Genomic DNA, 22,177 nt, shown 5'->3' on the forward strand with positions numbered 1-22,177 from the left:
GTGCCTGACGGAGGCGGACAGCCTGTTTAGCTGTTACGCCCGTGGCGACTATGCAAGACACATTACGTATTACCGAAGTTTTTTACTCGTTACAGGGTGAAACGCGCACTGCTGGCCTGCCTACTGTATTTGTACGGCTGACCGGCTGCCCCTTGCGTTGCCAATATTGTGACAGCGCCTACGCCTTCAGCGGCGGCACCGTGCGCACCCTGGACGACATCCTCGAGCAGGTTGCCGGCTTCAAGCCGCGCTACGTCTGTGTGACGGGCGGCGAACCCCTGGCCCAGCCCAATGCCATCCCACTGCTCAAGCGGCTGTGTGACGCCGGTTACGAGGTTTCACTCGAAACCAGCGGCGCCCTGGACATCTCGGCCGTGGATCCGCGCGTCAGCCGTGTGGTCGACCTCAAGACCCCTGGCTCCAAAGAAGCGCACCGCAACCTGTACGCCAACATGGACCTGCTGACCGCCAACGATCAGGTCAAGTTCGTGATCTGTTCCCGCGACGATTATGACTGGGCGGCTTCCAAGCTGATCCAGTACGGGCTGGACCGTCGTGCAGGCGAGGTGCTGTTCTCTCCCAGCCATCACGACCTGAACGCTCGCGACCTGGCTGACTGGGTGGTGGCGGACAACCTGCCGGTGCGCCTGCAGTTGCAGCTGCACAAATACCTGTGGAATGACGAGCCGGGGCGCTGATATGGCTGATCACAAGCGTGCAGTTATCCTGCTTTCCGGCGGTCTGGACTCCGCCACCCTGGTGGCCATGGTTCGCGCCCAAGGCTTCAGCTGCTACACCCTGAGCTTCGACTACGGCCAGCGCCACCGCGCCGAGCTGAACGCCGCCGCGCGCGTGGCCCGTGACATGGGCGTGGTTGAGCACAAGGTGATCGGCCTCAACCTCAATGGCATCGGCGGGTCCGCGCTCACCGACAGCAGCATTGACGTGCCCGAGGCGCCCAGTGAAGGCATTCCGCTGACCTACGTGCCAGCGCGCAACACCGTATTTCTGTCCCTGGCCCTTGGGTGGGCTGAAGTATTGAATGCTCGCGACATCTTCATCGGCGTCAACGCGCTGGACTACAACGGCTATCCGGACTGCCGGCCAGCGTACGTCGAGTCGTTCGAGCGCATGGCCAACCTGGCCACCAAGGCCGGCGTAGAAGGGCAGGGCTTCCGTATTCAGGCGCCGCTGCAGAACATGACCAAGGCGGACATTGTGAAGACTGGTGTAGGACTTGGCGTCGATTACACGCTGACTGTTTCCTGCTATCAGGCAGACGATGACGGCCGTGCATGTGGGAAATGCGACGCCTGCCGACTGCGCGCAGAAGGCTTCCAAGCGGCCGGAATTACTGACCCCACGCGTTATTTCTGATTTATTTAAAATAAGGTGTTGAATAATCCTTAGAAATCAGTATTATACGCGCCACCACACAGCGGGTCGTTAGCTCAGTTGGTAGAGCAGTTGGCTTTTAACCAATTGGTCGTAGGTTCGAATCCCACACGACCCACCATTTTTGGCGGTTTAGAAAATCCGGAAGGCCCACGCAAGTGAGGATTTCCGGGTTTTTTTTTGCCTGTGATTTGGGCCTTGCGACGCCAGGCTCCTGCGCGTCCTTGGCGTACAGACTTATCGCGACCTGTGCATCGAACAATACGTAAACTCAGCCCGCTCGGACTGAGCCCGCCACCAAGCCCCAATGCTTTGCCACGCCGAGCGGTTACCCAAACCGCCCGGTAATGTAGTCCTCAGTCTGCTTCATCTTCGGCGTGGTAAAGATCTGGTCGGTCTTGCCGTACTCAATCAATTCCCCCATGAACATGAACGCGGTGTTGTCCGACACCCGTGCGGCCTGCTGCATGTTGTGGGTCACGATGATCACCGTGTACTGCGTCTTCAACTCCGTAATCAATTGCTCGATGCGCCCGGTGGAAATGGGGTCGAGCGCTGAGGTCGGCTCGTCCAGCAGCAACACTTGCGGGCGCAGCGCGATGGTGCGAGCGATGCACAGTCGCTGTTGCTGACCACCGGAGAGGCTCTGTGCGCTCTGGTTGAGTTTGTCTTTGACCTCATCCCATAGGGCGCCGCCGCGCAGGGCTTGTTCGACGCGATCGTTCATTTCGCGGCGGGAAAGTTTTTCGTGGTGGCGCACGGCATAGGCGATGTTGTCGTAGATCGACATCGGAAACGGCACCGGCTTTTGGAACACCATCCCCACGTGGCTGCGCAGGCGGTTCATCGAGTAGCCGGGAGCGAGGATGTTCTCGCCATTGAGCAGCACTTCGCCACGGGCTTCCTGCTTGGGGTACATCGAGTAGATGCGGTTGAACACGCGCAGCAAGGTGGATTTGCCACAGCCCGAGGGGCCGATGATGGCGGTGATGCGTTTTTCCGGGATATCAATGTCGATGGCGTTCAGCGAGCGCTGGTTGTTGTAGAAAAACTCCAACCCGCGCACCTGGATTTTGGTTTTTTCGTGAGTAATGCCGGTAGCGTCCATCAGTGAGACCTATTGCGTAAAAGAATCAGGCGGGATGTCAGGCTCAGCACCAGCACGAACAGCGTCAGCACCAGTGCGCCCGCCCAGGCGAGCGCGTGCCAGTCATCGAACGGGCTCATGGCGTACTGGAAAATAACCACGGGTACGCTGGCAATCGGCTTGAGCAGGTTGCTGCTCCAGAACTGATTGCCGAAGGCGGTGAACAGCAAAGGCGCGGTTTCCCCAGTGATCCGTGCCAGAGCGAGCAGGATGCCGGTGACGACGCCGGCCTTGGCCGCTCTCAACACAATCTGCAGCGTCAACTTCCATTGCGGTACACCCAATGCCAAGGCTGCCTCGCGCATGGTCGAAGGTTGCAGCTGGAGCATTTCATCGGTGGTGCGCACCACTACCGGGATCACCAGCAGAGCCAGGGCCAGGGCACCGGCGATGGCGGAAAACCCGACCTGATGGTTAGTCAGCAGGTTCAGCGGCAGGATGACGCCGGTGTAGATAAACAGGCCCAGCACAATCGATGGCGCCGACAGCAGGATGTCGTTGATAAACCGCACCGTGGTGCCCAGGCGCGAGTGGCGGGCGAACTCCGCCAGCCAGGTTCCCGCCATCAGCCCGATGGGCGTGCCGATCAACAGCGCGATGCCGGACATCAGCGCGCTGCCGTAAAACGCATTGGCCAGCCCGCCTTCGGTGCCGGGTGGCGGGGTCATTTGGGTAAACAGGCGCAGGTTCAGAGCCTGGAACCCATTGATCAGGGTGGTCAGCAGAATCCACGCCAGCCACAGCAAGCCAAAGGCGGTGGCGCCGCAACTGAAGAACATGGCCACAGCGTTTTTAAGCGCGCGCTGGCGGTACAGGCGTTCGTGAGTGTTCATAACCCTTCCTTACGCGACAAGCGCATCAGCATCAGGCGTGCCAGTGCCAGCACCACGAATGTCACGATAAACAGCAAGAAGCCCAAGGCGATCAGCGCGGAGCGATGCAGGTCGGTGTAGGCCTCGCTGAATTCGTTGGCGATGACGGAAGCGATCGAGCTGCTGGGCATCAGCAGGGACGCGGAAAACTGTTGCGCGTTACCCAATACAAAGGTCACGGCCATGGTCTCGCCAAGGGCGCGGCCCAAGCCGAGAAAGATCCCGCCTACGACGGCCGAGCGGGTGTAGGGCAAGACGATGTCCCACACCACCTCCCAGGTAGTGCTGCCAAGCGCGTAGGCCGATTCTTTCAACGGCGTGGGCACACTGCGAAACACCTCATGCATCACCGAGGTGATAAACGGCATGATCATCACCGCCAGCACGATGCCGGCAGTGAGCATGCCAATTCCCAACGGCGGGCCCTGGAACAGCGAGCCAACAAAGGGCAGGGCGCCCAGGTAGTCATTGATCAAGGGCGAGAGGTGTTCGGCCATGAACGGCCCGAACACGAACAGGCCCCACATGCCGTAGATGATCGAGGGGATACCGGCGAGCAGTTCAATCGCCGACGCGACCGGCATCTTCAGCCACGGCGGTGCGACTTCGGTAAGAAAAATCGCAATGCCAAAGCTCACCGGCACCGCAATCAGCAAGGCCAGAAACGAGGTGACCAAGGTGCCGTAAATCGGCACCACGGCACCAAAGTGGTTGTTCACCGCATCCCATTCGGTGCTGGTGATAAAGCTCCAACCAAAGGTCTTGAACGCCAGGCCGCCGCCCCACAGGGTCGAGGCGGCAATGGCACCCAGCAGCACCAACACCAGCATGGCGGCGCCGAACATCGAGCGTTTGAACCACAAATCGTGGCGTTGATCGCGGGTGGCACGACGGTCGCCCGCGGTGTCGCCTGCGTGAGTACTCATAACCAGCGGGTGGACGGTGTCGTTCATATCAGATGTGCTCACCGCCTTCCTCAATCAATGAGCAAGGCGGTTGTAGGGCGAATCAGTTGGCGAAGTCAGACTTCCAGTAACCTTCGATGCGCGACACCAGGGAGTCGGGCAGGGCTACATAGTCCAGCGCTGCTGCCTGTTGCTGGCCTTTTTCCAGCGACCATTTGAAGAAGCTGAACGCCGCCTGGCTTTGCTCGGCATTCTTGGGCTGCTTGTACATGATGATCCAGGTGGTCGCCGTGATCGGCCACGCGCCTTCGCCTGGGGCGTTGGTCATGATCAGGTTGAAGTCCTTGGCGTTGGCCCAGTCGGCGGTGTCCGCGGCTGCCTGGAACGCTTTGGCGTCAGGTTTGACGAATTTGCCCGACGCATTCTTCAACTGGGTGTAGGTCATCTTGTTCTGCAGGGCGTAGGCGTATTCCACAAAGCCAATAGAGTTCTTGATCTGCTTCACGTAGGCCGAAACGCCTTCGTTGCCTTTGCCGCCCACACCGACCGGCCACGGCACAGTGGTGCCGAAACCGATCTTGGTTTTCCAGCTGTCACTGACTTTGGCCAGGTAGTTGGTGAAGTTGTACGAGGTGCCCGAGCCGTCGGAGCGGTGCACCACGGTGATGTTTGCCACCGGCAGGTTCAAGCCCGGGTTGAGCGCGGCGATGGCCGGGTCGTTCCAGGCCTTGATGTCACCAAGGAAGATCTTCGCCAGTACGTCGCCGTCGAGCTTCAACTGGCCCGGCGCAATACCTTCCACGTTCATCACCGGCACGATGCCGCCGATCACGCTGGGAAACTGGCCCAGGCCGCCGGCCTTGAGCTCGTCGGCGGACAGCGGGGCGTCGGAGGCGCCGAAGTCCACGGTGGCGGCCTTGATTTGGGCAATACCGCCGCCGGAGCCGATCGACTGGTAGTTGATGCGGTTGTTGGAGTTCTTGCTGTAGTCCTGCGACCACTTCGACAGCACCGGGTAGACGAAGCTGGAACCGGCACCGGTAACGTCAGTGGCGTGGGCCACGCCGCTCAGGCACAGGGCGGCGAACAGAACAGACAGACTTTTTTTAGTCGGCAACATCACGACAACACCTCAAGGGAAGGGTTAAGTGGGATAGGTCCACCTGTCTAAGACGTGACGATTTAATTCCTGAGATATGTCTGTTTAATGACGGTTTGGCTTTATGAAGAAACATTTAGAAATGTTTGCGTCGGTGAACGCGGACTTGCCCTCGTCCAGCTTCAATGTCGGGGTGTGGGCACGGGTTAAGGGTTGGTTTTGCGGGTTTTGGTTGCAGTGCCGGGGTGCGGGATGGTTTTTGATTGTTGCAGAGGAACTGCTTAATCGAAGTGTTTAGAGACGGGGCCGGTGCGGCCCCGTCTCAGGCTTAGCTTTGTGCGGTGAGGTTCAGGCGACTCTTGACGACTTTTTGCAAGAGCACGGCCAATGCTTCGGTGGAGTAGGGCTTTTGCAACAGCACAAAGCGCTGGGCCTCTTCCTTGGCGATACGTGCGAATTCGTCGTTGTAACCCGTGGTGAGCACCACCGGCAGCCACGGGTAGAGGGCTTCGAGCGCATCGAGCAATTCCAGTCCGCTCATGCCCGGCATGGAAATGTCGGAGAACACCACCTGGAAGCTTTCCGGGTTCGGCGCAAGGGCCTCGAGCGCGCTGTTGGCGTCCGCGACCCAAAGCACTTTGAAACCCATCTGTTCCAGGGTCTGCGAGGTGTAGAGGCCGACGTCGGGATTGTCCTCAACCATCAGCACGCACAGGTCAGAGGCGATGGGTACGTCGTGACTGTCCTGGATGACGGGCATCAAACCGGCTTCGACCTTGGGCAGGTACAACATAAACTGGCTGCCTTTGCCGCACTCGCTTCGCACCAGGATTTCACCGCCCGACTGCTTGGCAAAGCCATACACCTGCGACAAGCCCAGCCCGGTGCCCTGGCCAATGGCCTTGGTGGTGTAGAAGGGTTCGAAGATCGCGTCGAGCTTCTCCGGAGCAATGCCCGATCCGGTGTCGCTCAACTCAATCGTCACGTACTCGGCGACTCGCACCGGGTGGGCACGCACTGAAGGCAGCCACGTAGCGGTTGCCACCCTGATCGCCAATTGGCCGTTGCCGGCCATGGCATCCCGGGCATTGACCACCATATTCACCAGGGCAGTGTCGAATTGGCTTTCATCGGCGTTGATAAAGCAGGGTTCCTGCGGCACCTCGATGGTGACCTTGACGCGTGAGCCGGTCAGGCTGTCCATCATTTCGCCCACGCGCAATACGCTGTCGCCGACGTTGAAAACCTCCGGACGCAGCGCCTGGCGGCGCGCGAAGGTCAGCAGTTGGGCGGTCAGGCGCGCGGCGCGGTCCACGGTGCTGGCGATGGCTTCCACGTACTTGATGCGCCGCACTTCGCTCAAAGAAGGCGTCTTGAGCAAGTCAGCGCAAGACTTGATCACCGTCAGCAGGTTATTGAAATCGTGTGCGACGCCACCGGTGAGTTGGCCGATTGCTTCAAGCTTCTGCGACTGACGCAGGGCGTCTTCCGACAGACGCAGGGCTTCCTTGGCTTCTTCTTCGGCCTGGATATCCCGGCCCACCGCGTGGATGTAGTCGCTGTCGGGTACGGCGGTCCAGGCGATCATGCGGTAGCTGCCGTCCTGGTGGCGGTAGCGGTTCTTGAAATTCGGAAAATTCTTGCCGTCCCCCAGGCGGCTGACCGCCGAGGAGGAGACCGCGAGGTCTTCCGGGTGCACCAAGTCCAGCAGCTGACTGCCCACCAAGTCGTGTTCGGTGTGGCCGAGCATGCGTGTCCAGGCCGGGTTCACCGCGGAGATAACGCCGTCGAGCTGGGCGACCAGCATCAGGTCCGGCGACAGGCGCCAGATGCGATCGCGATCGCGGGTGCGCTCCATCACCCTTTGCTCAAGGGATTCGTTGAGTGTGCGCAGGGACTCTTCGGCTTCACGCAGGGCAGTGATATCACGCGAGACACAGAGGATTTGTTCCGGCCGGCCGTCACGGTCGAGGATCGGGCTGACCTGCACATGCCACCATTTCAGGTTGCCGGCCAGCGTCTCGGCGGGGCCGATGAAACTTGCGCTTTCACCGTTTTTGGCGGCCTGTACGGCAGCCTTGGCATCCGCGTTTCCCTTGTCCTGCCAGAAGTCGGGCCAGGGGCAGCCGCGAATCGCGTTGAAGTCACTGACTTCCATGATTTTCATGCCGCCTTCGCTCATGAAGGTGAGGCGGGCGTCGAGGTCCAGAACCTTGATGCAATCGTTGATGCTGGCCAGAACGCGCTCGGTGAACGCTTCGCTTCTGCCCAAGCCGGTGGCGGCCAGCTCGCTTGGCTCTGAGCCGATCCCGACAGTGGTATTCATTTGAGTTTGGCCGAGTGGGAGTAAATGGGCCGTATCATGTCATTACGATACCTATCTCACCAGCGACTTCCTCCCGTACGGTGCTGACTTTGCGCTGGCAAAGCATTGGTGTTGACGTTTAGGCGGTGGATACTCGCGACACGTTGGCCAGACACGGTCGATGCAATCGCAGGCAACCAGCGCCCACGTTGGATTGGGTTGAGCTTACAAGGGCGGGCTGCCCTGACATTACGGGCAGGTAAAACCAGGCGGTCACGATCAGGTTAAAAGGTCATAAAAAGACGCCGAAAAACGGGCAAAGTCTTTGAAAACTCTAGAAATGTCCGACAATCGTGTGCATGAAAAACTCTTCATAAACGCTCGGCTCGAACGTTGGTAGTTTTCCCGGCGCTGACCAATAATTCGAGTCCTAATAATGAATAACAAAACTCTTAAAAGCGCTTTGGCGCTTTGCGTTTCGCTTGCCTCTACACAGCTGCTCGCCGGTGGCTTCGCCCTCAATGAACAAAGCATCAGTTCAATGGGCACAGGCTACGCCGGGCGTTCTTCCTCGGCCGACGACGCCAGCACGGTGTTCGGCAACCCGGCCGGCATGTCGCGCCTCAAGCACAATGAAGTCAGCATCGGGGCGACCTACCTGGATGCCAAAACCAATATCAAGGACGCCAGCTCCAGCCAGGGCGGCGTCGATAACCCTGGCACCAACAAGGGCGACATGGTCCCCGGCATTGCCGTGCCGATGGGTTACCTGGTTACGCCGATCGATGAACACTGGGCGTTTGGCCTGGGCATCTACGCACCGTTTGGCCTGGTGACCGACTATGAGCACAGCTTCCAGGGCAATGGTTTTGGGAATAAGAGCAAGATTGAAGTCCTCACCGTGCAGCCGACCGTCAGCTACGCGTTCAACGACAAGGTGTCGGTAGGTTTCGGCCCGACCTTCAACAAAATCAGCGGCGAGCTTGACTCCAAGGTACCGGCGTTCGGGCTGGGTACGGAAACGGCCAAGATCAAGGGCGACGACACCGCGATGGGCTTTAACGCCGGTATCCTGGTGCAGGCGCTGGACAGTACCCGCGTCGGCCTCACCTACCATTCGCAAGTGGTGTATCACTTGAGTGGTCATACCGACGCCTCGGGCGTGCTCTCCGACCTGTTGGACGGCGGGGCACAGAAGTACGACGCCAAGCTGAATGTCACCACGCCGTCTTCCGTGGACCTTTCCGTTACTCACCAGCTGACCGATGCCTTGACCCTTTACGTGGGCAGCACCTACACCCGCTGGAGCCAGCTGAAGAAGATCACGGTGAACAATTCCGGCGTGTCCGAACTGACGGCTGAGCTGGCAGGCCTGGGTTCCATCACCGAGCAGGAGCACTGGCACGACACGTGGTCCCATGCGATCGGCCTGTCGTATCAGCTCAACAAACAACTGGTGCTGCGCACCGGCTTCTCGGTGGACCAGACGCCGACCAACAACACCGACCGTTCCGTACGGATTCCTACGGGCGACCGTACCGTGTTCAGCCTGGGTGCCGGCTGGACGCCGGTGGATAACCTGACCTTTGACGTGGCCTATTCCTACCTGAAGGAAGAGCCGATCAAGATTCGCGACAACAACCCTCAGTTGGCGCTGACCTACGACGCCAAATATGAAAACAGCGCCAATGGTTTCGGGGGTTCGGTGACTTACCGCTTCTGACGTGCGCCATACCGCAAAGAGCCAGTTTTTTGGCATGGCTCTTTGCCTTCCATTTAGGTCTCAGTGCTATTAATCCCGGCGCGTCTTGGTTAGATTGAACGCTACTCAGCTTTTAAGACACGGACTGTCATGACCACGCTAACGCCTGTTATAGCGACCAATCCCCTCATTGTTCGGGCTGCGACCAGCACGCCGCCGGCCACCTCGGCGAACACCCTCGATGTCTCACCAACGCGGCCTTCTTCAGTGGTCAGCCTTGGCAATCCGGCAGCCGATGTCGTCGATACTTACTCTCGAAACGGTTTGTTGCCCGGCCAGGAAAGCGTGCGGACCTGGGAAAACAACAGCGATGATTCGATCACCTGGGTCATCAACGCCAACTTCCACTCGGTCACTACGGCCAGCCGCTACAGTGGCCTGGGCGCTGCGTTAGTGGACCAATTCACCAAAGGTGGCGGTGCCGCTATTTCCCAGTCGCTGCTCAACACCACCGCTGACCGCGCAGGCGACACCGATGCAATCAAGGCGGACCAGACGCTGCTGCACAGCAAGGCCGACAACCAGGTCAGCCTCAGCATCAAGACTGCCAGCGCCAAGACCGTCACGTTCAGCCTGTCCAACCAGAAAGATGGTCTGGGCGTGCAGGCCACCGTAGAAGGCGGGGAGTTGACCGCCGATGAACTCAAGGCCGTCGGCCAGTTGGGCAGCGCATTCCAGGCCTCGGTCGACGGGCTGACCGCCGTGCCGCCGAAACTCGACTTGAGCAGGCTGACTCAGTTCGACGCCAAGCTGCTGTCGTCGGTGGACCTCAATGCCAAAGTGAAGGACTCGAACGGTGAGGACATTACCCTGGCCTTTCATGCCGACAGCGAGAGTCGTACCACGCGCATGAGTGGCCCGGCGGGTCAGATTGACCTCACGGTGGACCTGAGAAACGCGGCGATCCTCGGCAATGCCAAGCAGCAGGCCAAGGCGCTGCAAACCTACCTAGCGCAGTTCGACCGCGTCGAGCGGCGCGGCAGTGCCAACGTGGACCTGATGGCCATGTTCAAGGACGCGTTCAGCGCCATGAACAGCAACTATCCGCCCGGGGCTGGCACTGCAAACCCGCTGACGAATAACCCGACCGACAAAGGCTTGCTGACGGGCCTGGCTGACTTCAAGGCCTCGATCAAGCAGGCGGCGGGCGCGCCCAATTCGATGCGTCGGTCGGAAGTTGGGGGCTTTTCCTACAGCGTGTCGCAGAAGACCCAGGTCAATGGCCGCAGCGCGGGCGACCGCAGCGTCACCCAGAACCAGCAATCGCTGCTGTCGGCCAGCTTCCATAAAGGCCTCGACGGTGGCAAACCGCCGGTTTTTGACGGCTCTCGCGAATCGCAGAATTACCTGTATGTGCAAGTGCAGGACAAGGCCAGCAGCACCGCAAACTTCGCCTATAAAGATGGCCGACTGACAAATGCGTCCGTTACCCAATCGGCTTCCCAGAACACCCACACGCAGAAGTACGTGATGGGCAACCGGGTGCAAGACAGCGTGGTGCCGAAGGAAGCCTCAACCAGGCGCGACTACCTGGCGCTGCTTGAGCACGCCGCCCAGCAGAGCAAAAAGTCCAAGGATGCCCTGGAGCAGTCAACCTTGAAGGATGCCTTGGCCAACATGCATGACTCGATCCTGTTGCAGAACGATCCGGATGTACTGATGCGCTGACGTTCGGCGTGATCAAAGCGGGAAGGCCCAGTGATGCGCCTTCCCGTTTTTTTGCCCGATGAGCGTGCCTGTGCAGGCCAGATTAGGCTTTTGAATCCATTCGATATTCTGTAGCCTTGCGCAGCTTCACCCGTGCTTGATGAACACAATCACTTCGTCCGGCGGCGCCCGAAGGGCTCCAGAGCCGGTGGTACACTCGACTTTCGCGCTTACTGCGCCTGCAGGTCTTGCGAACATGACGCAAATTTCCGAACGCCTACTGGTCCAAGCCCACCTCGACGCCAAGCAGCCCAAGGCGCTGAGCGCCGAAGAAGAGGCGAGCCTGCGTGCCGCCATCGCCGCCGAGCTCAAGGCTCAGGACGCGGTGCTGGTCGCCCACTTCTATTGCGACCCGGTGATTCAGGCCCTGGCCGAAGAAACCGGCGGCTGTGTCTCCGACTCCCTGGAAATGGCGCGCTTCGGCGCTGCCCACCCGGCCAAGACCGTACTGGTCGCCGGTGTGCGTTTCATGGGCGAGACCGCCAAAATCCTTACACCCGAAAAACGCATCCTCATGCCCACCCTGGAAGCCACCTGCTCCCTGGACCTTGGCTGCCCGGTGGAGGAATTTTCGGCGTTCTGCGATCAGCATCCCGAGCGCACGGTGGTGGTGTATGCCAACACGTCGGCGGCGGTCAAGGCGCGGGCCGATTGGGTCGTTACCTCAAGCTGCGCACTGGAAATCGTCGAAAGCCTGATGGACAACGGCGAGACGATTATCTGGGGGCCGGACAAGCACCTGGGCACCTACATTCAGCGCCAGACCGGCGCAGACATGTTGCTGTGGGATGGCGCGTGCATCGTCCATGAGGAGTTCAAGTCCAAGCAGCTCGAGGACATGAAGGCGTTGTACCCGGATGCTGCGATTCTGGTGCATCCGGAGTCGCCGACGTCGGTGATCGAACTGGCGGACGCCGTGGGTTCCACCAGCCAATTGATCGCAGCGGCCCAGCGCCTGCCGAACAAGACGTTTATCGTCGCCACCGACCGCGGCATTTTCTACAAGATGCAGCAGCTGTGCCCGGACAAGGTCTTCATCGAGGCACCGACTGCCGGCAACGGCGCGGCCTGCCGCAGTTGCGCGCATTGCCCGTGGATGGCGATGAATACACTGGAGCGCACGCTGCAGTGCCTGCGTGAGGGCAGCAACGAGATCTTCGTCGAGCCGTCGGTGATTCCGCAGGCGGTGCGGCCGCTCAAGCGCATGCTCGACTTCACCCAGGCGGCGCGCCTCAAGCTTGCCGGCAACGCTTAATTTAATTGTAAACACGGTTAAAAATGTGGGAGCTGGCTTGCCTGCGATAGCATCACCCTGGTCTACCTGATAGAACGAGGTGCCTGCATCGCAGGCAAGCCAGCTCCCACAGTTGTTTTGTGTCGTTTGGAATTACTTCTTCTGCTTCGGGACACGCACCAGCTGCGTATCCGAATAGATGTCATGCCAGCTGCGTTTTTGCTTATCAAACAGCGACCAGATAAACCCCAGCCCTACGCACAACCACGACGCAATCGACACCACAAACCGCAACAGCGCCTGCCATAGGCTGATCCGCGAGCCGTCGGCGTTCTGCACGCGCACGCCCCACACCTGCATGCCCAGGGTCTGGCCGGAATAGGTCCAGAACTTGGCGAAAAAACCAAATAACACAAAGAACAGAATCGTCGACAGCAACGGGTCACCGTCCAGTGCGCCAGACTCGGTGAGCGCGCGCATCTTCGCCTCGCCGATAAAGGCCATCCACACCAGCTTGTAGATGAACGCTGTGACGATCAGCAAGGCAGTGCACAGGAGAAAGTCATAAAACATCGCTGCCAGGCGACGGCCCAGGCCAACGGCGGGAAACTCGCCTTGGGGGCTCAGCAGGGGTTTGGACATGGCAGTCTCTCTAGAGAAAAAAGCCATTTTACGAGCAAACGCATATAAAAAAGCCCCTGATGTCACCATCAGGGGCTTTTTGTCGCAGCAAGGATCAGCCTTCTGCTTGTACTTCGTCAGCCTGCATGCCTTTCTGGCCTTGCACGGCGATGAACGTCACTTTCTGGCCTTCTTTGAGGCTCTTGAAGCCGTTGCCCTGAATAGCGCGGAAGTGCACGAACAGATCCGGACCGCTTTCTGGAGTGATAAAACCAAACCCTTTCTCGTCGTTAAACCACTTGACGGTACCGCTCTGACGATCAGCCATTTTCTTATTTCCTTGACGCAAAAAATTAATGACAGCCCCTTTCACATGAAAGAGTACTGGGCTGAGTTGCAGGAAAGTAAGAGACGTCGAACGGGTTGTAGCAAACTTTGGCTACTGCCCAGGTCCAGGTTCAAAGCGACCCATGCAAACACAGTGGGCAGACTCTACGCCAACTAATAGAGAAAAAACAAGCCCCGCCAAAAGCCCAGCGTTTGCTCGGCTTCATGACTGTTTGATGATTAATGTGGATCCCACTTATTCGATAGAGTTGATCACTTGTTATAGGTTGTTGGCTATTACATTGACTATCGTCAGTGCACTGTTTTATGGCGGTTGCGTTACAGTTTAGTGCACGTTAACGCAACCGCGTTACTTATAGGAACAGTCAATCAGCCACGGAAGTAACGTTGTGGCACAAATGGCATTTTACTTACACGTAATGGCACCTTTTTCCCACGTACCAACGCAGACACTTCGGTGTCCAGAGCGATGAATGCGCTGTCCAGGTAACCCATGGCAAGCGGGCCGCCCAACGTCGGGCCAAAGCCGCCGCTGCACACGCTGCCGATCACGGTGCCCTGCGCATCGACGATCTCTGCACCTTCACGCACCGGGGTACGTTCCTGTGGCAGCAGGCCGACACGCTTGCGGCTCACACCGGCTTGTTGCTGGGTGAAAATCCGTTCGGCGCCGGGGAAGCCACCGGCACGCGCGCCATCGGCACGGCGAGCCTTGGAGATAGCCCACAACAGGCTGGCCTCAATCGGCGTGGTGTCGGTGTTCATGTCGTGGCCGTAGAGGCACAGGCCGGCTTCCAGGCGCAGCGAGTCACGGGCGCCCAGGCCGATGGCCTGCACTTCGGCCTCGGCCAGCAGGCTGCGCGCCAGGCTCTCGGCGTTGGCGGCGGGCACGGAGATTTCAAACCCGTCTTCGCCGGTGTAGCCGGAGCGGCTGACATAGCAGTCCACACCCAGCAGGCGCAGGGTGGCGAACTGCATGAACGTCATCTTGGTCACTTCCGGCGCCAGGCGCGCCAGCACCTTCACCGCCGCCGGGCCTTGCAGGGCCAGCAGGGCGCGTTCTTCAAACAGCGGCTCGATCGTGCACTGCTCGCCAATGTGTGTGCGCAGGTGCGCCAGGTCCTGTTCCTTGCAGGCGGCGTTGACCACCAGGAACAGTTCGTCGTTACCCAGGTTGGCCACCATCAGGTCGTCGAGAATGCCGCCTTGATCGTTGGTGAACATCGCGTAGCGCTGCATGCCCACCGGCAGGTCGATGATGTCGACCGGTACCAGGGTTTCCAGGGCCTTGGCAGCGTTCGCGCCGGTCAGGCGGATCTGGCCCATGTGCGACACGTCAAACAACCCGGCCTGTTCACGGGTGTGCAGGTGTTCCTTCATCACGCCCAATGGGTATTGCACCGGCATGTCGTAGCCGGCGAAGGGCACCATGCGCGCGCCCAGCTCAAGGTGCAGCGCATGCAGTGGGGTTTTCAACAGGGTTTGGGTGGGCATATTCAGCTCCTGAAAAACGTGCGGACGCGCCGTTAGGCGTCAGCACTCGATAATGTTGACCGCCAAACCGCCACGGGCGGTTTCCTTGTATTTGCTTTTCATGTCGGCGCCGGTCTGGCGCATGGTGCGGATGACTTTATCCAGCGAGACGAAATGCTGCCCGTCACCGCGCAAGGCCATGCGCACCGCATTGATCGCCTTGACCGAGCCCATCGCATTGCGCTCGATGCACGGCACCTGCACCAACCCGCCAATCGGGTCGCAAGTCAGGCCGAGGTTGTGTTCCATGCCGATCTCGGCGGCGTTCTCCACTTGGGACACGCTGCCGCCCAGCACTTCACACAGTGCGCCGGCTGCCATCGAACAGGCCACGCCGACCTCGCCCTGGCAGCCGACTTCGGCGCCCGAGATCGAGGCGTTTTCCTTGTACAAAATCCCGATGGCGGCGGCGGTGAGCAAAAAGCGCACCACGCCGTCTTCATTGGCGCCGGGGATAAAGCGCATGTAGTAATGCAAAACCGCCGGCACAATCCCGGCCGCGCCGTTGGTGGGCGCCGTGACCACGCGGCCGCCGTTGGCGTTTTCTTCGTTGACCGCCAGCGCGTACAGGTTGACCCAGTCGAGCACCGACAACGGGTCGCGCAGCGCCGACTCGGGGTTCTTGCACAGCTGGCGATGCAACGCGGCCGCGCGGCGCTTGACCTTCAAGCCGCCGGGCAAGATGCCTTCATTGCGACAACCCGCATCCACGCAGTCCTGCATGACCTGCCAGATGTTCAGCAAGCCAGCGCGGGTTTCCGCTTCAGGGCGCCAGGCACTTTCATTGGTCAGCATCACCTGGCTGATCGACAGCCCATAGGTGGCGCAATGCCCAAGCAAGTCCTTGGCGTGCTTGAAAGGGAAGGTCAGCGGCGTGGTGTCTTCGACAATCCGGTCGGCGCCGGCCGCGTCTTCGTCCACCACAAACCCGCCACCGACCGAGTAGTACTCGCGGCTGCGGATCTGGATGCCGGCGGCGTCGAAGGCACGGAAAATCATGCCGTTGGGATGGTAGGCCAGCGGTTTGCGAATCATCGCCAGGTGTTCTTTCTCGTTGAACGCAATGCTGTGTTCGCCGAGCAGGTTCAAGCGGCCGTCGCTGCGCATTTGCGCCAAGCGTGCAGCCACGGTTTCAGTGTTCACGGTGTCCGGGTGTTCGCCTTCCAGGCCCAGCAACACGGCCTTGTCGCTGCCATGGCCTTTGCCGGTGGCGCCGAGGGAGCCATAGAGTTCCACCTTGATGCCGGTGGTGGCGCTCAACAGGTTGTCGCGCTTGAGGCCTTCGACAAAGCGGGCGGCGGCGCGCATCGGGCCAACGGTGTGGGAACTGGAGGGGCCGATGCCAATCTTGAACAGGTCGAACACGCTAAGGGACATGGTTGTTCTCCGGTTTCTTATTATTTTCTGGATGTACTCGGCCTGACTGTGGAAGAGATCCATGTGGGAGCTGGCTTGCCTGCGATGCAGACACCTGGGTCTATCAGGTAGACCCAGGTGATGCCATCGCAGGCAAGCCAGCTCCCACACTTGACCCCGTTCCGTTAGTCAGGGTTACGCGTAGCTCTCAATCGACGGGCACGCACACACCAGGTTGCGGTCGCCAAACACGTTGTCGACCCGGCCAACCGGCGGCCAGTACTTGCCTTCGATCAACGACGCAACCGGGTACACCGCTTGTTCACGGCTGTACGGGTGGGTCCATTCGCCGACGATTTCAGCGGCCGTGTGCGGCGCGTTTTTCAGCGGGTTGTCGTCCTTGTCCAGCGTGCCGTTTTCCACCGCGCGGATTTCTTCGCGGATGGCAATCATCGCGTCACAGAAGCGGTCCAGTTCTTCCTTGGATTCACTTTCGGTCGGCTCGATCATCAAGGTGCCGGCCACCGGGAACGACATGGTCGGCGCATGGAAACCAAAATCGATCAGGCGCTTGGCCACGTCGTCCACGCTGATGCCGCTGCTGTCTTTCAATGGGCGCAGGTCCAGGATGCACTCGTGCGCCACCAGGCCATTGCTGCCGGTGTAGAGCACCGGGTAGTGCTCTTCGAGACGACGGGAAATGTAGTTGGCATTCAGGATCGCCAGCTGCGAAGCACGCTTGAGGCCCGCGCCGCCCATCATGCTGATGTACATCCAGGTGATCGGCAGGATGCTCGCGCTGCCGAACGGCGCCGCGCACACCGCGCCTTCCTTGCGTTCCATGGCCGCGTGGCCAGGCAGGAACGGGGTCAGGTGCGATTTGACGCCAATCGGGCCAACGCCCGGGCCGCCACCGCCGTGCGGGATGCAGAAGGTTTTGTGCAGGTTCAGGTGGGACACGTCGCCGCCGAACTTGCCCGGTGCGCACAGGCCCACCATAGCGTTCATGTTGGCGCCGTCGATGTACACCTGGCCGCCGTTGTCGTGAATGATGCCGCAGATTTCGCGGATGCCTTCTTCGAACACGCCGTGGGTGGACGGGTAGGTGATCATCAGCGCCGCGAGGTGCTCGCGGTGCTCGATGGCCTTGGCGCGCAGGTCTTCAATGTCGACGTTGCCGCGTGCATCGCAGGCGGTCACGACCACGCGCATACCGGCCATGTTGGCGGTCGCGGGGTTGGTACCGTGGGCCGACGACGGGATCAGGCAGATGTCGCGGCGCTCTTCGCCACGGCTCTGGTGATAGGCACGAATGGCCAAGAGGCCAGCGTATTCACCTTGGGAACCGGCGTTCGGCTGCAGCGAGATGGCATCGTAACCGGTGGCCGCGCAGAGCATGGCTTCCAGCTCGGACGTCAGTTGCAGGTAGCCAGCGCTTTGCTCGGCCGGAGCGAATGGATGCAGGGCACCGAACTCGGCCCAAGTCACCGGGATCATTTCGCTGGCGGCGTTGAGCTTCATGGTGCACGAGCCCAGCGGGATCATGGTGCGGTCCAGCGCCAGGTCCTTGTCGGCCAGCTTGCGCAGGTAGCGCATCAGCTCGGTTTCGGAGTGGTAGCGGTTGAACACCGGGTGGCTGAGGATCGGCGATTGGCGCAGCAGGGCGGCCGGCAGGGTGCCTTGGACGTTGGCGTCGAATTCCGGCAGGGCTTTGCCGTCCGCGAAAATCGACCACAAGGCTTCGATATCCGCCTGGGTGGTGGTTTCGTCGACCGACAGGCCCAGACGCTCAGCATCCACCACACGCAGGTTGATGCGCTGGGCGCGCGCCTTGTCGTGCAGGGCCGCGGTGTTGGCGCCGGTGTTCAGGGTCAGGGTGTCGAAGAAGTGTGTTTGCTCAACCTTCAGGCCCAGCGCGCTCAGGCCTTTGGCGAGAATCGCGGTCAGGTGATGAATGCGGTTGGCGATCTGGGTCAGGCCTTTGGGGCCGTGGTACACGGCGTACATGCTGGCGATGTTGGCCAGCAGCACTTGGGCGGTGCAGATGTTGCTGGTGGCCTTCTCGCGGCGGATGTGTTGCTCGCGGGTCTGCATGGCCAGGCGCAGGGCCGGCTTGCCGAAACGGTCGACGGACACACCGACCAGACGGCCCGGCATGTCGCGCTTGAACGCGTCCTTGGTGGAGAAATACGCCGCGTGCGGGCCACCAAAGCCCAGCGGCACGCCGAAGCGTTGTGCACTGCCGATGGCCACGTCGGCGCCGAACTCGCCCGGCGGGGTCAGCAAGGTCAGGGCCAGCAGGTCGGCGGCGACCGCGACCAAGGCATTGGCGGCGTGGAAACGCTCGGTCAGTTCGCGGTAATCAAACACGTCACCATTGCTGGCCGGGTATTGCAGCAGGGCGCCGAAGAATGCGCTGACGTCGGTCAGTTCACGCTCGTCGCCCACCACCACGTCGATACCCAGCGGCTCGGCACGGGTGCGCAGCACGTCGAGGGTTTGCGGGTGGCTGTGGATCGAGGCGAAGAAGGCGTGGCTGCTTTTGTTCTTGCTCAGGCGCTTGCAGAAGGTCATGGCTTCGGCGGCGGCGGTGGCTTCGTCGAGCAACGACGCGTTGGCGATCGGCAGGCCGGTGAGGTCGCTGATCAGGGTCTGGAAGTTCAGCAGCGCTTCGAGACGGCCTTGGGAAATCTCGGGCTGATACGGCGTGTAGGCGGTGTACCAGGCCGGGTTTTCCAGCAGGTTGCGCAGAATCGGTGACGGCGTGTGGCAGTTGTAGTAGCCCTGGCCGATGTAGGTCTTGAACAGTTGGTTCTGGCTGGCGATGGCCTTGATCTTGGCCAGGGCCTGGGCTTCGCTCAGGCCGTCTTCCAGGCCGAGCACGCTGGTGCCCTTGATGCTTTCCGGGATCACGCTGGCGCTCAGGGCTTCGAGCGAGTCAAAGCCCAGCTTCGCGAGCATTTGCTGCTCGTCTTCCTGGCGTGGGCCGATATGACGGGCGATGAATTCGTTGGCGGTGCTGAGATTGATCGTCATGGCGCGCTCCTCAGGCTTGGGCGTTGGCTTTGATCAGGCGGTCGTACGCATCCTGATCCAACAGCTTAGCCACTGCATCGGCATCGGCGGGTTTGAAGCGGAAGAACCAGCCTTCGCCCATCGGGTCTTCGTTGACCAGTTCCGGGCTGTCGCTGAGTTTGTCGTTTACGTCGAGGACTTCGCCGTCCAGCGGCATGTACACGCCGCTCGCTGCCTTGACCGACTCAACGGTGGAGGCTTCTGCGCCCTTGGCGTAGGCCTGCAACTCCGGCAGTTGCACGAAAACCACATCACCCAGCGCGTTTTGCGCGAAAGCGGTGATGCCCACGGTGACGCTGCCATCGGCTTCGGCGCGCAGCCATTCGTGATCTTCAGTGAAACGCAACTCGCTCATGGAAACTCCTCAGGGCCAGATTCGTCTGGTGGACGGGATTGGAATAATGAGGAGTTACTTAGCAATATCGCGGCCAATGTTATTAATTTGTTATAAATCAACGGGTTAATAAAATCAGCGAGGAAGTGGAAAGATTTGCCTGTAGCGATTTCGCTACAGCTGGACCGTTGAAAAAAAGCCTATGTGGATCAAAGCCTTGCATGGCGCGCAAAAAACAGGGTTGTAGCGATATCGTTACGCTGTAGCGCTTTCAGTACAGCGAGTGTCGCATCCAGACCAGATTTGGAGTGCAATCCCTGTGGGAGCTGGCTTGCCTGCGATGCAGGCAACTCGGTCTGTCAGTTGAACCGAGGCGATGCTATCGCAGGCAAGCCAGCTCCCACATTTGAACCGCGTTTATTCAGTCAGGGTTTGTTTGGGATGCCGTACTTGCGCAGGCGATGGGCAATCGCGGTGTGCGAAGTCTGCAGGCGGCTGGCCAGTTGGCGGGTCGAGGGGTAACTGGCGTAGAGCTTTTCCAGCAGGCTGCGCTCGAAGTCTTCCACTGCCTGTTCCAGGCTGTCGACTTCACCGTCGCTCTGGCGCGCTACCGAAGTGCCGGCGATGTCCAGGTCGCCGATGTCCACCAAACTGCTCTCGCAAATCGCGGCAGCGCGGAAGATCACGTTTTGCAGCTGCCGCACGTTGCCCGGCCAGCGGTTGCCCAACAGCGCCGGATAGGTGCCAGGCGCCAGGCGGCACACCGGGCGCTGGATCTGCGCGCAGGCCTGCTGCATGAAGTAGCGGGCGAGCAGCAAGATGTCCTGACCGCGCTCGCGCAACGGCGGCACTTCGACGTTGAGCACATTGAGGCGGTAGAACAGGTCTTCACGAAAGGTGCCTTCGCTGACCATCTTTTCCAGGTCGCGGTGGGTGGCGCTGAGGATGCGCACATTGACCTTTACTTCGCGGTCGCCGCCAACGCGCCGGAAGCTGCCGTCGTTGAGAAAACGCAGCAGCTTGGCCTGCAAATACGGTGACATCTCGCCGATTTCATCCAGAAAAACCGTGCCTTGGTTGGCCAGTTCCATCAGCCCCGGCTTACCGCCGCGCTGCGCGCCGGTAAAGGCGCCGGGGGCGTAGCCGAACAGTTCACTCTCGGCGAGGTTTTCCGGCAGCGCCGCGCAGTTCAAGGCCAAAAACGGCGCACTGTGACGCGCGCTGATGGCGTGGCAGGCCCGCGCGACCAGCTCTTTGCCGGTGCCGGTTTCGCCTTGGATCAACAGCGGCGCATCGAGTGCGGCGACGCGCTGCGCACGCGCCTTGAGGGTGCGGATCACCGGTGATTCGCCCAACAACGCATCAAAACCTTCGGCATGGTCATGGTGCAGCGCCGACAGTTGTTCGCCGATGCGGTTGGGCTGGTACAGCGTCAGCAGGGCGCCGGCGTCGGTGATCGGCGTGGCGTCCAGCAAAAAGGTCTGGCCGTTGACGCTGATTTCGCGCAGCGGCAGGCGAAAGCCGTGTTCCAGCAAGGTCTCCAGCAGCGCCGCATCGTTGAACAGCTCGCTGATGCTTTCCCCCGCCGGCTCGCGGCCGTACAGGGCGATCAGCGCCGGGTTGGCCAGCAGGATCTTGCCGGCACTGTCCAGCGCCAGCACCGGGTCGGTCATGGCGGCCAGCAGGGCGTCGAGTTGCAGGTGGCGGCGTTGGCCGGGGAGGATGTCCACCACCGTGACCGCCTGTACGCCGTGCACGCTGAACAGCGCGTCGCGCAGTTCTTCGAGCACCTCGGCGCTCAGCGTCGGCGCGTCGATGTAGACGTTGGGCGGCACCATCTCCACCGCATCCAGGTTGAGATTGCGCCCACCGAGCAGGGCCAGGACTTCCTGGGTAATGCCGACGCGGTCGATGAAGCTGACGTGGATACGCATGGGGCGGTTAACGATTCTGGGGAGCGTGAGGCGGCAAGTATGCCTTGGAGCGGATGCAGATCAAAATGTGGGAGCTGGCTTGCCTGCGATGGCGACCTGTCAGTCGATACGTGCAGCGACTGATCCACCGCTATCGCAGGCAAGCCAGCTCCCACACTTGATCTGTTTTGGCTGTGGGAGCGGGGTTATTCCAGGTGCTCGGGCTTGATCGGATCGCCCGCCTTCACATCCAACTGATGCCGCACATCCTCAAACATCAAGTCGTACTGCTTGTGCATTTGGCCGTTAAGCGTCGCAATCTTCGGCATGCCATATTTCTGCGCGATGTTCATCGCATGCCGGGCGAAATCAAAGGCCTGGTCCTTGGGCAAAAAGAATTCCTCCTTGAGGTCCTTGCCCTGCACCGAACCGTGCAGCTTGAAGAGCATTCCCTTGCCTTCCTTTGGGTCCTGGCTGACCTCGTAGTCGATGCACAGGTTGTAGCTGTAGTCATCCTTGTTGAGCGCGTGACGTTCGACGTGCAAGTGACCGGGTTCAAAGGTGGCCATAG

Annotated in this window: 18 protein-coding genes and 1 tRNA gene; 6 read left to right on the top strand and 13 right to left on the bottom strand. The window is 60.4% G+C overall.

Translation table 11 applies throughout. From position 1 onward, the window contains the following. Positions 1-50 precede the first annotated feature (50 nt). The 3 genes from queE to ACM530_RS16425 all read left to right on the top strand — a co-directional run bounded on the left by queE (position 51) and on the right by ACM530_RS16425 (position 1,516). Positions 51-698 carry a 7-carboxy-7-deazaguanine synthase QueE gene (queE, locus tag ACM530_RS16415; protein WP_416362685.1) on the top strand — a complete coding sequence of 216 codons (648 nt, stop codon included), beginning with the start codon at positions 51-53 and terminating at the stop codon, positions 696-698. Position 699: 1 nt separating this feature from the next. Next, positions 700-1,377 (top strand): 7-cyano-7-deazaguanine synthase QueC, encoded by a 678-nt coding sequence (queC, locus tag ACM530_RS16420; protein ID WP_416362686.1) that lies wholly within the window; start codon positions 700-702, stop codon positions 1,375-1,377. 63 nt (positions 1,378-1,440) lie between these two features. Next, positions 1,441-1,516, top strand: a tRNA-Lys gene (locus ACM530_RS16425). Positions 1,517-1,723: 207 nt separating this feature from the next. On the opposite strand, the gene pstB is transcribed toward ACM530_RS16425, so the two are convergent. The 5 genes from pstB to ACM530_RS16450 form a co-directional block, all read right to left on the bottom strand. After that, positions 1,724-2,503 (bottom strand): phosphate ABC transporter ATP-binding protein PstB, encoded by a 780-nt coding sequence (pstB, locus tag ACM530_RS16430; RefSeq protein WP_416362687.1) that lies wholly within the window; start codon positions 2,501-2,503, stop codon positions 1,724-1,726. Further along, positions 2,503-3,375 (bottom strand): phosphate ABC transporter permease PstA, encoded by an 873-nt coding sequence (gene pstA, locus ACM530_RS16435; protein ID WP_416362688.1) that lies wholly within the window; start codon positions 3,373-3,375, stop codon positions 2,503-2,505. The genes pstB and pstA overlap by 1 nt, the downstream gene beginning before the upstream one ends. Beyond that, entirely contained in the window at positions 3,372-4,367 is a 996-nt protein-coding gene (pstC, locus tag ACM530_RS16440; RefSeq protein WP_145165462.1) for a phosphate ABC transporter permease subunit PstC, read from the bottom strand. The genes pstA and pstC overlap by 4 nt, the downstream gene beginning before the upstream one ends. Positions 4,368-4,422: 55 nt before the next feature. Continuing rightward, positions 4,423-5,439: a phosphate ABC transporter substrate-binding protein PstS gene (gene pstS / locus ACM530_RS16445; protein ID WP_242199977.1), complete on the bottom strand. Its 1,017-nt coding sequence runs from the start codon at positions 5,437-5,439 to the stop codon at positions 4,423-4,425. Between the two features lie 307 nt (positions 5,440-5,746). Continuing rightward, on the bottom strand, positions 5,747-7,744 hold the full coding sequence (locus ACM530_RS16450) for a PAS domain-containing protein (protein ID WP_262209762.1): 1,998 nt from the start codon (positions 7,742-7,744) through the stop codon (positions 5,747-5,749). A 415-nt stretch (positions 7,745-8,159) separates the two neighbouring features. Between ACM530_RS16450 and ACM530_RS16455 the strand changes: the two genes are divergently transcribed. From ACM530_RS16455 to nadA, 3 genes are all read left to right on the top strand, one after another. After that, on the top strand, positions 8,160-9,446 hold the full coding sequence (locus ACM530_RS16455; RefSeq protein ID WP_262209760.1) for an OmpP1/FadL family transporter: 1,287 nt from the start codon (positions 8,160-8,162) through the stop codon (positions 9,444-9,446). Between the two features lie 129 nt (positions 9,447-9,575). Beyond that, positions 9,576-11,153 carry a lactate dehydrogenase gene (locus tag ACM530_RS16460; protein WP_416362689.1) on the top strand — a complete coding sequence of 526 codons (1,578 nt, stop codon included), beginning with the start codon at positions 9,576-9,578 and terminating at the stop codon, positions 11,151-11,153. Positions 11,154-11,388: 235 nt separating this feature from the next. Further along, complete coding sequence (nadA, locus tag ACM530_RS16465) at positions 11,389-12,447, top strand: quinolinate synthase NadA (RefSeq protein ID WP_145165343.1); 1,059 nt, start codon at positions 11,389-11,391, stop codon at positions 12,445-12,447. Between the two features lie 132 nt (positions 12,448-12,579). Here nadA and ACM530_RS16470 read toward each other — a convergent pair whose 3' ends face one another. The 8 genes from ACM530_RS16470 to ACM530_RS16505 form a co-directional block, all read right to left on the bottom strand. Continuing rightward, the gene (locus tag ACM530_RS16470; protein WP_145165341.1) at positions 12,580-13,068 is read right to left on the bottom strand and encodes an RDD family protein; all 489 of its coding nucleotides are present in this window, start codon (positions 13,066-13,068) and stop codon (positions 12,580-12,582) included. Positions 13,069-13,162: 94 nt separating this feature from the next. Then, on the bottom strand, positions 13,163-13,375 hold the full coding sequence (locus ACM530_RS16475) for a cold-shock protein (protein ID WP_003220045.1): 213 nt from the start codon (positions 13,373-13,375) through the stop codon (positions 13,163-13,165). Positions 13,376-13,764: 389 nt separating this feature from the next. Further along, entirely contained in the window at positions 13,765-14,889 is a 1,125-nt protein-coding gene (gene gcvT, locus ACM530_RS16480; protein WP_416362690.1) for a glycine cleavage system aminomethyltransferase GcvT, read from the bottom strand. 39 nt (positions 14,890-14,928) lie between these two features. Continuing rightward, positions 14,929-16,305: an L-serine ammonia-lyase gene (locus tag ACM530_RS16485; protein WP_106578399.1), complete on the bottom strand. Its 1,377-nt coding sequence runs from the start codon at positions 16,303-16,305 to the stop codon at positions 14,929-14,931. 174 nt (positions 16,306-16,479) lie between these two features. Then, positions 16,480-19,320: an aminomethyl-transferring glycine dehydrogenase gene (gene gcvP / locus ACM530_RS16490; RefSeq protein ID WP_416362691.1), complete on the bottom strand. Its 2,841-nt coding sequence runs from the start codon at positions 19,318-19,320 to the stop codon at positions 16,480-16,482. Positions 19,321-19,330: 10 nt separating this feature from the next. Continuing rightward, positions 19,331-19,714: a glycine cleavage system protein GcvH gene (gene gcvH / locus ACM530_RS16495; protein WP_145165334.1), complete on the bottom strand. Its 384-nt coding sequence runs from the start codon at positions 19,712-19,714 to the stop codon at positions 19,331-19,333. A 404-nt stretch (positions 19,715-20,118) separates the two neighbouring features. Beyond that, entirely contained in the window at positions 20,119-21,627 is a 1,509-nt protein-coding gene (locus tag ACM530_RS16500) for a sigma-54-dependent transcriptional regulator (RefSeq protein WP_106578402.1), read from the bottom strand. 185 nt (positions 21,628-21,812) lie between these two features. Further along, positions 21,813-22,175 carry a DUF5064 family protein gene (locus ACM530_RS16505; RefSeq protein WP_145165330.1) on the bottom strand — a complete coding sequence of 121 codons (363 nt, stop codon included), beginning with the start codon at positions 22,173-22,175 and terminating at the stop codon, positions 21,813-21,815. Between the last annotated feature and the right edge of the window lie 2 nt (positions 22,176-22,177).

The organism is Pseudomonas sp. NFX183 (assembly GCF_047943075.1).
Classification (GTDB): domain Bacteria; phylum Pseudomonadota; class Gammaproteobacteria; order Pseudomonadales; family Pseudomonadaceae; genus Aquipseudomonas.